Source organism: Serratia montpellierensis, assembly GCF_020858655.1.
In the GTDB taxonomy this organism is placed as follows: domain Bacteria; phylum Pseudomonadota; class Gammaproteobacteria; order Enterobacterales; family Enterobacteriaceae; genus Serratia; species Serratia montpellierensis.
In genome coordinates this window covers 43688-58013 of sequence record NZ_VOSN01000002.1, presented here as the reverse complement: position 1 = coordinate 58013, position 14326 = coordinate 43688, and the positions used below count along the sequence as shown (strand labels likewise).

Annotated in this window: 13 protein-coding genes and 1 tRNA gene; 6 read left to right on the top strand and 8 right to left on the bottom strand. The window is 56.9% G+C overall.

Annotated features, from left to right (window positions below; genetic code table 11):
• Window positions 1-155: 155 nt before the first annotated feature.
• From FUU19_RS01495 to FUU19_RS01480, 4 genes are all read right to left on the bottom strand, one after another.
• Window positions 156-1781: a methyl-accepting chemotaxis protein gene (locus FUU19_RS01495; protein ID WP_141971362.1), complete on the bottom strand. Its 1626-nt coding sequence runs from the start codon at window positions 1779-1781 to the stop codon at window positions 156-158.
• Window positions 1782-2006: 225 nt separating this feature from the next.
• The gene (groL, locus tag FUU19_RS01490) at window positions 2007-3653 is read right to left on the bottom strand and encodes a chaperonin GroEL (RefSeq protein WP_084826953.1); all 1647 of its coding nucleotides are present in this window, start codon (window positions 3651-3653) and stop codon (window positions 2007-2009) included.
• Between the two features lie 44 nt (window positions 3654-3697).
• A complete protein-coding gene (locus FUU19_RS01485; RefSeq protein WP_004952634.1) occupies window positions 3698-3991 on the bottom strand; it encodes a co-chaperone GroES in 294 nt (97 codons plus the stop codon).
• A 189-nt stretch (window positions 3992-4180) separates the two neighbouring features.
• Complete coding sequence (locus tag FUU19_RS01480; protein ID WP_019453406.1) at window positions 4181-4669, bottom strand: FxsA family protein; 489 nt, start codon at window positions 4667-4669, stop codon at window positions 4181-4183.
• 370 nt (window positions 4670-5039) lie between these two features.
• On the opposite strand from FUU19_RS01480, the gene aspA reads away from it, so the two are divergent.
• The 6 genes from aspA to FUU19_RS01450 all read left to right on the top strand — a co-directional run bounded on the left by aspA (window position 5040) and on the right by FUU19_RS01450 (window position 11005).
• Window positions 5040-6476 carry an aspartate ammonia-lyase gene (aspA, locus tag FUU19_RS01475; RefSeq protein WP_004929659.1) on the top strand — a complete coding sequence of 479 codons (1437 nt, stop codon included), beginning with the start codon at window positions 5040-5042 and terminating at the stop codon, window positions 6474-6476.
• Between the two features lie 249 nt (window positions 6477-6725).
• A complete protein-coding gene (locus FUU19_RS01470; RefSeq protein WP_016929379.1) occupies window positions 6726-8027 on the top strand; it encodes an anaerobic C4-dicarboxylate transporter in 1302 nt (433 codons plus the stop codon).
• A gap of 109 nt (window positions 8028-8136) precedes the next feature.
• Window positions 8137-8460, top strand: a complete 324-nt coding sequence (gene cutA / locus FUU19_RS01465; RefSeq protein WP_004929657.1) for a divalent cation tolerance protein CutA — start codon at window positions 8137-8139, stop codon at window positions 8458-8460.
• Window positions 8436-10154, top strand: coding sequence for a protein-disulfide reductase DsbD (locus FUU19_RS01460; protein ID WP_230491042.1), 1719 nt, complete (start codon window positions 8436-8438; stop codon window positions 10152-10154). The genes cutA and FUU19_RS01460 overlap by 25 nt, the downstream gene beginning before the upstream one ends.
• A 39-nt stretch (window positions 10155-10193) precedes the next feature.
• Window positions 10194-10769, top strand: a complete 576-nt coding sequence (gene dicD / locus FUU19_RS01455) for a division control transcriptional repressor DicD (protein ID WP_015376374.1) — start codon at window positions 10194-10196, stop codon at window positions 10767-10769.
• Between the two features lie 160 nt (window positions 10770-10929).
• A tRNA-Phe gene (locus FUU19_RS01450) sits at window positions 10930-11005 on the top strand.
• A 615-nt stretch (window positions 11006-11620) separates the two neighbouring features.
• Here the strand turns inward: FUU19_RS01450 and FUU19_RS01445 are convergent.
• The 4 genes from FUU19_RS01445 to FUU19_RS01430 form a co-directional block, all read right to left on the bottom strand.
• Window positions 11621-11905 (bottom strand): hypothetical protein, encoded by a 285-nt coding sequence (locus FUU19_RS01445; protein ID WP_141971536.1) that lies wholly within the window; start codon window positions 11903-11905, stop codon window positions 11621-11623.
• Window positions 11906-12042: 137 nt separating this feature from the next.
• Window positions 12043-12579 carry a helix-turn-helix transcriptional regulator gene (locus FUU19_RS01440; protein WP_225529162.1) on the bottom strand — a complete coding sequence of 179 codons (537 nt, stop codon included), beginning with the start codon at window positions 12577-12579 and terminating at the stop codon, window positions 12043-12045.
• A gap of 250 nt (window positions 12580-12829) precedes the next feature.
• The gene (locus tag FUU19_RS01435) at window positions 12830-13642 is read right to left on the bottom strand and encodes an MrpH family fimbial adhesin (RefSeq protein WP_202670177.1); all 813 of its coding nucleotides are present in this window, start codon (window positions 13640-13642) and stop codon (window positions 12830-12832) included.
• Window positions 13643-13811: 169 nt separating this feature from the next.
• Window positions 13812-14324, bottom strand: coding sequence for a fimbrial protein (locus FUU19_RS01430; RefSeq protein ID WP_185742335.1), 513 nt, complete (start codon window positions 14322-14324; stop codon window positions 13812-13814).
• Between the last annotated feature and the right edge of the window lie 2 nt (window positions 14325-14326).

Here is a 14326-nt window from a genome sequence, read left to right as displayed (position 1 = left end):
AATTACGCAAAAGCTTATCAGAAAGCGATGCCATCTCTTAAGCACCCGTTGCCACGCGAGCGGGCCAACGTCTTGAGCGACAGCTGATGACTTACCAGTTTACCAGCTAAATCGCCCCGGGCGGCAAAAATATCATCAAATACAGTGCGGCGGCGTTAGGCCCAACCGGCAACGGTCGCCGATGCCTGCGCCTCCACGTCGCCCTGGCGCGATTCCCCCTCCGCCAGTTTGAATACCGCCACCGCCTGCGCCAGCAGGGCCGCCTGTTCCTCCACGCCGACGGCGGTGGTCGCCACCTCCTCCACCAGCGCGGCGTTCTGCTGGGTCACCTGATCCATCTGGGTCACCGCCACTCCGACCTGCTCAACGCCTTTGCTTTGCTCTTCCGACGCGTACGAGATGTTATCCATCAGCGACGTCACCTGGTTCACCGAGCCGACGATGGCATTCATCGTCTCGCCCGCCTGTTCCACCAGCCGCACGCCGGCGGCGATATCGCCGGTCACGCCGTCGACCAGCCCGCTGATCTCCTTGGCCGAAGTCGCGCAGCGCTGCGCCAGGTTGCGCACCTCGCCGGCCACCACCGCAAAACCCCGTCCCTGTTCACCGGCGCGGGCGGCCTCCACGGCGGCGTTCAGGGCCAGGATATTGGTCTGGAAAGCGATGCCGTCGATCACGCTGGTAATATCCCCCACCTGGCGCGCGCTGTCGTTGATCGCCCGCATCTTGTCAACCGCGCTGGCCATCAGCGTTTCGCCGTTGCGGGCAATGCCGGCGGTCTGATTGACCATCCCGGCGGCCTGGTTGGCGTTATCGGCGTTTTGCCGCACCGTAGCGGTGATCTGTTCCATGCTGGCGGCAGTTTCCGTCAGCGCACTGGCCTGTTCTTCAGTGCGGCTGGAAAGATCGGCGTTGCCGACGGCGATCTCGTGCGTACCGTGGTTGATCGACTCCACGCCGTCACGCACCTGCTGCACGGTGGCGCTCAGCTCCTGCTGCATCGTCCGCAGGCTGGCGAACAGCATGCCGATCTCATTGTTGTTGCGTACCGCGATCTCACTGCGCAGATCGCCACGCCCAACCTTTTGCAAGTGTTCGGCGATCTGGCGCAGCGGCAGAATCAAACGCCGGCGGAAATCACGTTGCACGGCGACCAGCAACAGCAGGATCGCCGCCAGGGTGCCGCTCAGCAGGCGTGCGAAGACTTTTTGGGTCTGCTCCGCCTCTTCCACCGCCAGACGGTGGGCGGCCACCGTGGCCCGCATGTAGTCGGCAAACTGGTTATCCAGCCGCTGGCGCACCTGGCGCTTCTCTGCCGCCATGGCGTGCAGCCGCTCGATCAGCGCCGCCTGCGGCGTATCGGCCAACAGCGTCAGTTCTTGCTTCAGCACCGCCTGCTGCGCCAGGTAGACCTTTTTCATCGCCTCGCCCAGATCCGGGCGCGATACCGTCAGGCCCGGCGTCTCCCAAAACAGGTTGAACGCGACGTCGGCGCTGCGCAGCTCACCGCGCGCCTCATCGATACCCTGCTGAATATCGGCTCTGCTGGTCTGCGCCCAGCGCTCGAACGCCATGTTGTCGATCAGCGTCTGCGTTTGCAGCAAAGCACGCCAACTGCGGTTAAGCGCCGCTTCCTCGTCGGAGAACGTGCTCATCCTGCCGATGCTGTTGCCGTTTTGCTGCATGAAATAGAAGGCGATGGCGCCGGTTCCCATGGGCATCAAGCCCAGCAGCAACAGCATCAACATCAGCCAGGTGGCTATTTTCATATTTTTCAGCATAAGTCGTCTCCGTTGACAGTCACACCGGCGAGGGAAAATTCCCCGCCTGGTAGGGGCTATATCGGTACGAAACGGCAACGGTTTAGGGCAAAAACAAAATAATGCAATAATTCATTCAGTGAACTAATAACAGGCTAAATAAATATTCTTTTTATTGATTTTTAAGATAAAAAAAACCCCGGTCGTTTGACCGGGGTTCTCAGCACACAAGCGTGTGGGGGATGATTACATCATGCCGCCCATACCGCCCATGCCACCCATGCCGCCTGCTGCGCCCAGATCCGGTGCGTCAGCCTTCGGCAGGTCGGTGACCATGCATTCGGTGGTGATCATCAGGCCAGCCACGGAAGCCGCGTACTGCAGAGCAGAACGGGTCACTTTGGTCGGATCCAGGATACCCATCGCGATCATGTCGCCGTATTCTTCAGAGTAAGCGTTGTAGCCGTAGCTGCCTTCGCCCGCTTTCACCTGGTTGGCGATAACGGAAGCTTCTTCACCGGCGTTGACCACGATCTGACGCAGAGGGGCTTCCATTGCGCGCAGCGCAACTTTGATACCCACGTTCTGGTCTTCGTTGTCGCCTTTCAGCGCGGCGATTTTGCCTGCAACGCGGATCAGCGCTACGCCACCGCCGGCAACCACGCCTTCTTCCACTGCGGCGCGGGTCGCGTGCAGGGCGTCTTCAACGCGGGCTTTCTTCTCTTTCATTTCAACTTCAGTGGCTGCGCCAACTTTGATAACGGCAACGCCGCCGGCCAGTTTCGCTACGCGCTCCTGCAGTTTTTCACGATCGTAGTCAGAGGTCGCTTCTTCGATCTGCTGACGAATTTGAGCAACGCGGCCCTGGATGGTCGCTTCGTCGCCCACGCCATCGATGATGATGGTGGTGTCTTTGTTGATCACAACGCGTTTTGCCTGACCCAGGTCTTCCAGAGTGGCTTTTTCCAGCTCCAGACCGATCTCTTCAGAGATAACGGTACCGGCAGTCAGGGTCGCGATGTCCTGCAGCATGGCTTTACGACGGTCGCCGAAGCCAGGTGCCTTAACGGCAGCCACTTTCACAATGCCGCGCATGGTGTTGACCACCAGAGTCGCCAGCGCTTCGCCTTCTACGTCTTCAGCGATGATCAGCAGCGGTTTGCCTGCTTTGGCAACGGCTTCCAGCACCGGCAGCATTTCGCGGATGTTGGAGATCTTCTTGTCAGCCAGCAGGATGAACGGGCTTTCCAGCTCAACAGAACCGGTTTCCGGCTTGTTGATGAAGTATGGGGACAGGTAACCGCGGTCGAACTGCATACCTTCAACCACGTCCAACTCGTCTTGCAGGCCGGTGCCTTCTTCAACGGTGATAACGCCTTCTTTGCCCACTTTCTCCATCGCTTCCGCGATCAGTTTACCCACGGTTTCGTCGGAGTTGGCGGAGATGGTGCCTACCTGAGCGATAGCTTTGGAATCGGAGCAAGGTACGGACAGTTTTTTCAGTTCTTCAACCGCAGCGATAACCGCTTTGTCGATGCCGCGCTTCAGATCCATCGGGTTCATGCCTGCAGCAACCGCTTTCAGACCTTCGGTGATGATGGATTGAGCCAGTACGGTTGCAGTGGTGGTGCCGTCGCCCGCCGCGTCGTTCGCTTTGGAGGCCACTTCTTTCACCATCTGTGCGCCCATGTTCTCGAACTTGTCTTCCAGTTCGATTTCACGCGCAACGGAAACGCCGTCTTTGGTGATGGTCGGTGCGCCGAAAGATTTATCCAGCACTACGTTGCGGCCTTTCGGGCCCAGAGTCACTTTTACTGCATCAGCGAGAACATTCACGCCGCGGAGCATTTTCACGCGAGCGTCATTGCCGAATTTTACGTCTTTAGCTGCCATTGGTATTTCCCTTCAACTCGTTCAGTTCAGAAGATAAAGCGCAATTACGCTTCAACAATTGCCAGAATGTCGCTTTCGGACATGATCAACACTTCTTCATTGTCGATCTTCTCTGCTTTCACGCCGTAGCCGTCGTTGAAAATCACGATATCGCCAACTTTCACATCCAGCGGTTGGATGTTGCCGCTTTCCAGCACACGCCCTTTACCCACTGCAACCACTTCACCGCGAGTGGATTTACCCGCAGCGGAGCCAGTCAGGACGATGCCGCCAGCAGATTTTGATTCAACTTCTTTGCGCTTGACGATAACGCGGTCATGCAATGGACGAATACTCATTGAACGCTCTCCTGTAAGAAGGTCTCTATCAGATTTAGGGTTGTACACCGGATGGTTGTTATTACCGGCCTCGTGGGATTTGAGATGGGGGCGTTCCAGCCCCCTTCAAGGGGGCTAACGAAAAAAATTTCGCATTTTTGGTCGCGCGGATGCGACAGAGATGAAAAACGCGGCCTGGGCCGCGTTTGCTTAACGATCGTGGGGCTTGCGCTCCTCATCCGGGCGATGTTCCAGCACCGGGCGTTCGTCATCCTTGCGCTGGAATTCACCGTCGAAGGTGTTGCCGTTGGCGGCGTCGCCCCCCGTCCAACCGCCGGGGCGATAAACCGACAGGTGCGGCATCAGCTTCAGCGTCAGCGATTTTTGCACCGGCGGCAGCAGCAGCAACAGGCCGAGGAAGTCGGTAAAGAAGCCCGGGATCAGCAGCAGGAAGCCCGCCAGCACCAGCGAAACGCTTTTCACCATTTCCGCCGCCGGGCTTTCGCCGGCCGCCAGTTTTTGCTGCATCTGCACGAAGGTTTTCATGCCCTGATTGCGCACCAGCGAAATGCCGACGCAGGAGCTGAACACCACCAGCAGCAGGGTGACAGCCACGCCGAGCACGGCGGCGACTTTGATAAAGATGGATATTTCTATGTAAGCCAGCAGAAATATCAGCAGTAGCGGTAACCAGCGCACCTGGTTCTCCTATCGGTAGGTAAAGCACGGCCGCCATGGGGGCGACGGCGCGAAAAAAGAGGCCGTAAACGGCCGACACCATTACAATGAGGGCATCACCCCACCATTTCAACCGAGAGCCGGTTTTTATTGCTAAAGTTCACAAACGTGAAAGAAGTCACAGAACCGGAAAAGGGCATATCCTTAAACACCATAAGGTGATCTGGGTTCAGTCATTTCTTACCAACCAGCATATGATCTGGCCAGCAACGGGCGATTTGGTTAATCGTTTCACGCCCCAAGCCTTCGGCAATATTAATTTAGGCTGTGCCCTTACTAGCCTTGACCTGACAAATTATTAATTCGGCAGCAACACATAGAGAAGGTTCTCATGTCAAACAACATTCGTATCGAAGAAGACCTGTTAGGAACACGTGAAGTCCCCGCAGACGCTTACTACGGAGTTCACACTCTGCGTGCGATTGAAAACTTCTATATCAGCAACAGCAAAATCAGCGATGTCCCCGAGTTCGTTCGCGGCATGGTGATGGTGAAAAAGGCCGCGGCGATGGCCAATAAAGAACTCAAAACCATCCCGCGCAAAATCGCCGACGTGATCATCCAGGCCTGCGACGAGGTGTTGGATAAAGGCAAGTGCATGGATCAATTCCCGGTGGACGTGTTCCAGGGCGGCGCAGGCACCTCGCTGAACATGAACACCAACGAAGTGCTGGCGAACATCGGCCTGGAGCTGATGGGCCATCAAAAAGGCGAATACCAGTACCTGAACCCGAACGATCACCTCAATAAGTGCCAGTCCACCAACGACGCCTACCCGACCGGGTTCCGCATCGCGGTGTACGCCTCCAACCAGAAACTGATCGACGCCATTAACCAGCTGCGTGAAGGCTTCGATCGCAAGGCGAAAGAGTTCGAAACCATCCTGAAAATGGGCCGCACCCAGCTGCAGGACGCGGTGCCGATGACCCTCGGCCAGGAATTCCACGCCTTCAGCGTGCTGCTGAACGAAGAGACCCGCAACCTGCACCGCACCGCGGAGCTGCTGCTGGAAGTGAACCTGGGCGCCACCGCCATCGGCACCGCGCTCAACACCCCGGAAGGCTATCAGCCGCTGGCGGTGCAAAAACTGGCGGAAGTCAGCGGCCTGCCGGTGGTGCCGGCGGAAGACCTGATCGAGGCTACCTCCGACTGCGGCGCCTACGTGATGGTGCACAGCGCGCTCAAACGCCTGGCGGTGAAACTGTCCAAAATCTGTAACGACCTGCGCCTGCTCTCCTCAGGCCCGCGCGCCGGCCTGAACGAAATCAACCTGCCGGAGCTGCAGGCGGGGTCGTCCATCATGCCGGCCAAAGTGAACCCGGTGGTGCCGGAAGTGGTCAATCAGGTGTGTTTCAAGGTGATTGGCAACGACACTTGCGTTACCATGGCGGCCGAAGCGGGCCAGCTGCAGCTGAACGTGATGGAGCCGGTGATCGGCCAGGCGATGTTCGAGTCGATCCACATCCTGACCAACGCCTGCTACAACCTGCTGGAAAAATGCATTAACGGCATCACCGCGAATAAAGAAGTCTGCGAACACTACGTCTTCAACTCGATCGGTATCGTCACCTATCTGAACCCGTTCATCGGCCACCATAACGGTGACATCGTCGGGAAGATCTGCGCCGAAACCGGCAAGAGCGTGCGCGAAGTGGTGCTGGAACGCGGCCTGCTGACCGAAGCCGAGCTGGATGACATCTTCTCCGTGGAGAACCTGATGCACCCGGCCTATAAAGCTAAACGCTATACGGATGAAAATGAACAATAACAGACCTACCCGGTAGCCCTGAAAGGCACGCTAAATCCTCTGGATAGCGTGCCTTTTTACTTTCCGGCGCCCACAAAATTTTAACGTTTTATTTTCAATTTACACCCTAAATCATTGGGACTGCATCAAGGCGGCAAGAGCGCAAGTCCCCAGGAGCTTACTTAAGTAAGTGACTGGGGTGAGTGCTCGCAGCCAACACCGATGCAGTTTCAAGGATGACGGGATATCTCATTTTAAGGAGTAAACACTATGCTAGCCGTAGAATTGGTTATCGTTCTGCTGGCCATCTTTTTAGGGGCCAGGTTGGGCGGTATCGGTATCGGGTTCGCGGGGGGGTTGGGCGTTCTGGTCCTGGCGCTGATCGGCGTCAAGCCGGGCAGCATTCCCTTCGACGTGATTTCCATCATCATGGCGGTGATCGCAGCGATCTCCGCGATGCAGGTCGCCGGGGGGATGGATTACCTGGTGCAGCAGACCGAAAAGCTGCTGCGCAAGAACCCCAAGCACATCACCATTCTCGCCCCTATCGTCACCTACTTCCTGACCATCTTCGCCGGCACCGGCAACATCTCGCTCTCGGCGCTGCCGGTGATCGCCGAAGTGGCGAAAGAACAGGGCATCAAGCCTTGCCGCCCGCTGTCGACCGCCGTGGTGTCCGCCCAGATCGCCATCACCGCCTCGCCGATCTCCGCCGCGGTGGTGTACATGTCTTCGGTGATGGAAGGCCACGGCGTCAGCTACCTGCACCTGCTGATGGTGGTGATCCCGTCCACCTTCTGCGCCGTGCTGGTGATGTCGCTGCTGGTGACCTGGCTGTTCGACTCCAAGCTGTCTAACGACCCGGTGTACCTGAAACGCCTGGAAGAGGGTCTGATCACCCTGCGCGGCAACAACGCGCTGGCGATCAAACCGCGCGCCAAAACCTCGGTGCTGCTGTTCCTGCTGGGCGTGCTGTGCGTAGTGGCTTACGCCATCATCAACAGCCCGGGCCTGGGCCTGGTGGCCAAGCCGCTGATGAACACCACCAACGCCATCCTGATCATCATGCTGAGCGTCGCCACGCTGACCACCCTGCTGTGCCGCGTCGACACCGACATGGTGCTGAACTCCAGCACCTTCAAGGCCGGCATGAGCGCCTGTATCTGTATCCTCGGCGTCGCCTGGCTGGGCGATACCTTCGTGCAGGCCAACATCGACTGGATCAAAGAGACGGCCGGCAGCGTCATTCAGGCGCACCCGTGGCTACTGGCGGTGATCTTCTTCTTCTGCTCGGCGCTGCTGTACTCGCAGGCCGCCACCGCCAAGGCGCTGATGCCGATGGCGCTGGCGCTGAACGTGTCGCCGCTGACCGCCGTCGCCTCCTTCGCCGCCGTTTCCGGCCTGTTCATCCTGCCGACCTACCCGACGCTGGTCGCCGCGGTGCAGATGGACGACACCGGCACCACGCGCATCGGCCGCTTCGTGTTCAACCATCCGTTCTTCATTCCCGGCACCATGGGCGTGATCTTCGCGGTGGTATTCGGCTTCCTGCTCGGCAGCGTCATGCTGTAAGGCTTCGACCGGGGCTGCGGCCCCGGTTTTCCTTTTGGCGATAAACTCGCCTTCTAGCCAATCCGCCTTCAGGGTATAGTGCCCATTCGAACCGATGAGAGGGCTGAAGATGTCTGATTGCGAAGCTGTCGTCATACTCTGTACCGCACCCGATGAAGCCAGCGCCCAGGAACTGGCGGCGCGGGTCTTGGGCGATAAGCTGGCGGCCTGCGCCACACTGCTGCCCGGCGCCACCTCGCTGTATTACTGGGAAGGGAAACTGGAACAGGAATACGAAGTGCAGATGCTGTTCAAAAGCGATCGCCGCCGTCAGCAGGCCCTGCTCGACACCCTGAAACAACATCACCCCTACCAGACGCCCGAGTTGCTGGTGCTGCCGGTGATGGCCGGAGATAAAGACTACCTGTTATGGATCAACGCTTCCTTAAACTGATGTTGCTGCTGTGCAGCCTGTTCTTCCTGCCACAGGCGGCGCAGGCTTCGCTGTTCGCGCCGAAAGGCGGCAGCCAGTTCGTGCCTGTCGATCAGGCCTTCGCCTTCGATTTCAAACAGCAGGGCAGCCAGGTAACGCTGAACTGGCAGATCCGCCCCGGCTACTACCTGTATCGCCAGCAGATCAAACTGGTGCCGCAGCAGGCGACGCTCGGCGCGTTTACCCTGCCCGAAGGGTTGAGCCACAAGGACGAGTTCTTCGGCGAAGTGGCGATTTTCAAACAGCAGCTGAATCTGCAGGTGCCGCTGCAACAGGCGGCGGCCAACGCCAGCCTCAGCGTCACCTATCAGGGCTGTGCCGAGGCCGGCTTCTGCTATCCGCCGGAAACCCGAACCATCCCGCTGGATGCGGTCAGCGCCACCGCAGCCGCGCCGCTCTCGGCCGCTGCACCAGTTGAAGCCCCCGCCACACCGGCCAGCCTGCCGTTCTCGCCGCTGTGGGCATTGCTGATCGGCATCGGCATCGCCTTCACCCCGTGCGTACTGCCGATGTATCCGCTGATCTCCGGCATCATCCTCGGCCGCGACCGGCCGCAAAACAGCGGCCGCATTCTGGCGCTGGCGGTGGTTTACGTGCAGGGCATGGCGCTCACCTACACCTTGCTGGGCTTGGTGGTGGCCGCCGCCGGATTGCAGTTCCAGGCGGCGCTGCAGCATCCTTACGTCCTGATTGGCCTGTCGGTGCTGTTCATCGCGTTGGCGCTGTCGATGTTCGGCCTCTATTCCCTGCAGCTGCCCTCGGCGCTGCAAACCCGGCTGGCGAACTGGAGCAACACCCAGCGCGGCGGCTCACTGACCGGCGTGTTCCTGATGGGTGCCCTGGCCGGGCTGATCTGTTCCCCCTGCACCACCGCGCCGCTCAGCGCCATCCTGCTGTATATCGCCCAGAGCGGTAATCTGTGGGCCGGCGGCGGCACGCTGTACCTGTACGCGCTGGGGATGGGCATTCCGCTGGTGATCGTCACCCTGTTCGGCAACCGCCTGCTGCCGCGCAGCGGCCCGTGGATGCAGTACGTGAAAGAGGCCTTCGGTTTCGTCATTCTGGCGCTGCCGGTGTTCCTGCTGGAGCGGGTGATCGGCGACCTGTGGGGCCTGCGCCTGTGGAGCCTGCTCGGCCTGGCATTCTTCGGCTGGGCCTTCGCTCTGAGCCTGAGAAGCACACGTGGCTGGACGCGCGCTCTGCAACTGCTGCTGCTGGCGGCAGCGGTGATCGCCGCGCGGCCGCTGCAGGACTGGGCTTTCGGCACCGACCAGGCGCAGCAGGCGGCTCAACCGCATCTGGCCTTTACCCGCATCAACAACGTCGAACAGCTCGATCTCGCGCTGCAACAGGCGCGGGGCAAACCGGTGATGCTGGACCTGTACGCCGACTGGTGCGTAGCCTGCAAAGAGTTCGAGAAATACACCTTCAGCGATGCAGCGGTGCAGGCGAGCCTGGCCAACGCGGTGCTGCTGCAGGCGGACGTCACCGCTAACAGCACGGAACAAGCGGCGCTGCTGAAGCACCTGCAGGTGCTGGGGCTGCCGACGATCCTGTTCTTCGATCCGGCAGGCCGCGAGCTGACGGCCGAGCGGGTCACCGGTTTTATGAAGGCGGAAGCCTTCAACGCGCATTTGCAGAAAGTGATGCGATAACTGACACTGAAGATCGGAAGTGAATGGGAGGAAGCACAAGTGCAACGTGAACACGTCCTTGATACTGCGCTGGGTCTGTTGGAACAACAGGGCCTGGCGACCGCCACATTAGAGATGCTGGCGGAAAAACTCGACGTTCAGCCCGGCGATCTCAAACGGTTCTGGCCGGATCGCGAAGCGCTGTTGTACGACTGCCTGCGCTACCACGGCCAGCAGATCGACACCTGGCGCCGCCAGCTGCTGCTGGATGAAAACCTGAGCCCGCAGCAAAAGTTGCTGGCGCGCTATGACGTACTGGCGGAATACGTGCAGCAAGACCGCTATCCCGGCTGCCTGTTTATTGCCGCCTGCAGCTTCTTCCCAGAAACGGATCACCCGATCCACCAACTGGCGGAGCAGCAAAAGCTGACCTCGCTGGAGCTGACCCGCGAATTGCTGCGTGACATGGACGCCGACGACGCCGACATGGTGGCACAGCAAATGGAGCTGATTCAGGAAGGCTGCCTGAGCAAACTGCTGGTAAAACGTCAGCTCCAGGACGTATCGGTCGCCAAACGACTGGCGGAAGACATCTTGCAGGTAGCACAGTGCCGCCGCAACGGGGCGTTGAGCTGAATCGGCAGGGTTGGCGACACAGCCAACCCAAGGTGATAGCCAGAACAGGCGCATTTTTTGCGCCCTTTGCCTGAAAAGCCAGCAACCGGAGGCATTTTAACGTCTTTCACGCATAAAGCCGTTGACGGCTTTCGGCCAATACGGTTTAATGCTGCGCGTTGCCCGGATAGCTCAGTCGGTAGAGCAGGGGATTGAAAATCCCCGTGTCCTTGGTTCGATTCCGAGTCCGGGCACCATATTTAGAGAACCCAGCCTATGGCTGGGTTTTTGCTTTCTGGGGTACGGACTCTCCATCGAACTGCGTTCGATTATTCGGCCAAGGGCCTCACCCTACGGGCCAGCAATACATGACGAATGCTTCCTTGTCTGCTTAAGGTGTCCTCTCAGAGACGTTGGCTCCAGGGTAACCGGATTACCGTATTCTTGGCATTAAGCGTGAAAGTGGCGATGCCAGGCGAGCAATACCCAATTTCGTTGAGGCGGGTACTACTCTCTGGTAAAAACGCTACGCCATACAATACCGAAGCAGCGTCAATGATGACGCCATGATGCCAACCGACGGGAAGAATGGCCGAGTCCTTGAATAGATAACTGCCTTTTCTTCATCCGCTGCGCATGTTTGTAGAATGAATAGATGCTTAAACAGAACAAGAATATCGCGAAATAAAAAAAATCCACTTAACCTTTCCCTTGGTGTAGATAATACCCAACGTAAATTACGTACAGCTACCATCACTGCCAACGATAATAATTCACCGAACTTATATTTTGAGTCGGAACAACAGGATATTTAATCAATAGCCACAAAAAAAGCAGGGAGGATAACCCTGCTTGTCATTTAAAAATAAATATTACTGGCATAGCGGCGAGTATTTTTTCATAAACGGCGATTCACAGATCGCATTCATTACTTCGCCTTTATCTTTTTCTTTAGGCTTGGCGCCTGTGTTGGTGTTGCCCGCACATTGCCCACCCTTTTTCCCCTGACCATTGATGCATTGGCCAAAATCGCTATTGCCGGCGCCGCTGGCGTTGCCATTATTACCCTGCACGCTCTGATTGCCATTAAAACCGGCATGAGCATAAGACGCCATCATGATGCAGGCGCCGAGAAGCAAAGCTGTCGTCTTTTTCATAACTTTCCCTTTTTGTTATTTAATAAATGAATAAAACAAGAATTAATATTCCCCTGATAAATTTTAATCATAATCCACTATCCTTTAGCGCTCTAAAGATAACAGATGGGAATAATTAAAATTATCCCCCATCACGGTTAGGAATACTCTGCCTCTGGCGATAGTAACCAATACATAAAATCATGGCTGCGGTTTAACATCAGCTTACCCATTACCGAACGTTTATGGCTGTGCACCGTTTTAACGCTCACCCCCATTATTCTGGCGGTTTGCGATTGATCCAACCCACGCCGCATATAGCCGATAACCTGCCGCTCACGGGGGGTCAGCGCCTGACCGGAAAAATGGCATACCGGGCCGGGATTGGCCAGGGCATCGGTAAGCAGCGTAAACAGGTATTGCTGATCGTCAGTGCGGTACAACACCCGGCTTGTACGCCTGGCGACAAGGGTCTGCCTTTCTTTAATGGTGACGACGTGTGCCTTTGAATAGGTAGCCCAGCATCGGGTGCGCCGGATCTGCGAGGTCAACACGATGTCAGGCCACTCATCACTGCCTGGCGGCAGGAAATGCGCGACTTTATTATACTGCTGCGCATATCTCGCAATGCTTAACCGCAAGCCGGCGGCAAAATAGCGGTTTTCGTCATCAATCACAATATTGATTGGTTTCATTGTCTGAGCCTCCTGTAGGCCTATTTCCCCTTATTTGCCAAACGAGAAACCATTCCTGATAAACAGCCCGGTAAATTTTGCTCCCACCGTTATTCATTTTACGCAGCCTTCCGCTGAAAATACTTTCAGCGGAAGGACCAAGAATAACAGCGCCTAATGAAACGTCTCGCTGAAAATCGCATTCCTAACGGGGTAACACATTCATAACGCCCGCTCCCATTAAAAATGGGGACTGGCCGTTTAGTCACTGTTATATGATTTCTACTATCGCTACCACAGGTACAGAAAACGGGCCGGTATGCGACGTATTATTATTCCTGAGATCACCGTCGATAAAGATTTCTCTATTACCGCCAGGCACTTTGACATAATCCTCGCCCACGCCGGTGATCAGGTCTCTAAACTTCAGGCTGGCGGTCATCCGCCCGTCCTGGCTTAACGACATGTTGGTGACATTGGAATTAAACTTAACGCGTAAGTAAGCCTCGCTGGCACAATTTACCTTAATGCTTCCCGTGGCCTGCCGGGCCGTAACGTCGCTGCTGAATGAGCCAAAGTCAACGATGGCATTCGTGTCAAGAATATCGCAGCTGTTCGTCCTGGGTATCTCTGGGGAACAGCCGAAAGGGCCACTCCATTTACCGTTAATTGCCACACCGAAGCAGAGTCGAAGAGGCCAGGTGCCAAGCTGGTTTATATCTCTCGTCGAGTTCGTTCCATTGCGCCCTAAATACCTGACTAACGGCGCAAGCTCCCCCATGGTTTTGGCCGTTTTCGTGCTGGTCTTGCAATCCGCCGTGTTGCAACTGCTGTTGGTCTCAGCCAACGCCACAGAGACACGTGGGGAGTTCGATAAGGTCATTACCACAGATAACTTGCATTCTCTTTGCCCATAACATGGGTTGGGTTCCTGCGACTCCGGTAAAATACGGAGAAACGTAAAAGAGAGAAAAGCATAGGACCCACTTGTAGGCTCTATACGAGGAATAGCCTCAAAATTAGCGGAGCTGGCCGCATTTATGCCGCCGAAAAATATGATTAGCACTAAAAAAATCTTTTTCATCTGGTTACCCTGCCGGCAAAATGAATTATCCGACCTCGCCAATGGCGAAAATATTCCGCCGGTTAAGTGCCGTCGGTGTGCCTCTTTCCACCGCGTTTATAACGCGGCGGCTTTATTGCTGCCGCAGCCCGGCACCGGAGCAGTGCAGCTTCGGTGCCGGTCTAACGCTTTACTCATATATGGCGGTCATGGTCGCCGACGCGGTGAAATTTCCCTCAGGTAAACCCGCGTTCTCTCTGCCGATCGGCACGGCGTAAAACTTAGGCGGATTATTCTGATCGGCAACCACCACCTTGGTGTTAGGCACATAGGTTTTATCCGCGTCCCCTTCGATGATACGCAACCCGAAATTAGCAAATTGCTGGAGGGGTTGGGCCTGGATCGAGCTGTAATCCCCCCATGGGACGGTCGTATAGCCCAGCATCACCTTAAGCTGGCCGCTGCCTGGTGAACCGCCGCTGCAGCTGACGGTGTAGGGGATCGGCATTTTCTTGTAGGTTTTACCATCAACCTTGGTGCTCACCACTTCCGCAAAATCAACGCTGATATCTTTACCCGTGTTGAGGACGCAGTCGGGTGCCGCCACCAGCTTCCCGGTAAAGTTCACATTTATCGCCTGCGCCGCGCCGCTGGCCAGCAACCCCATGCAGGCCAAGGCGACCAGCCCTGGAATATATTTCATCT